At 64.2% G+C, this 332-nt stretch carries 1 protein-coding gene; it reads right to left on the bottom strand.

Annotation, left to right across the window (positions count from 1 at the left end; all coding sequences use genetic code 11):
* Positions 1–332 (bottom strand): AMP-binding protein (locus SB756_RS28785; RefSeq protein ID WP_410912925.1); only part of this gene is annotated, 332 nt, incomplete at both ends.

Here is a 332-nt window from a genome sequence, read left to right as displayed (position 1 = left end):
GGTGAATTCCGGCGACCACAGGCTGTCATCACGGATCAGCACGCTGGCGCCGTAGATCAGCGGGTGCATCCAGCCTTCGTGGGAGCCGTCGAAGGCGAAGGACATGAAGTGCAACTCGCAATCCGCCGGGCTCATTTCATAGCGCTCGCCGGTGGCCAGGCTGTGCATGGCCAATGGACCATGGGACACCGCCACGCCTTTGGGCAGCCCGGTGGAGCCGGAGGTGTAGATCACATAGGCGAGGTTTTCCTCGGCCAGATCCACTTGGGGGGCGCTGGCCGGGTAGCCGGCAAAATCTGCGGCCCGTTCCACCGACAAGGTCGGCAGGCCAT

It is taken from the genome of Pseudomonas sp. SIMBA_068 (assembly GCF_046534705.1).
In the GTDB taxonomy this organism is placed as follows: Bacteria; Pseudomonadota; Gammaproteobacteria; order Pseudomonadales; family Pseudomonadaceae; genus Aquipseudomonas; species Aquipseudomonas putida.
Note: the sequence above shows the minus strand (reverse complement) of the source record. Positions and strands in the feature narration are given on the sequence as shown.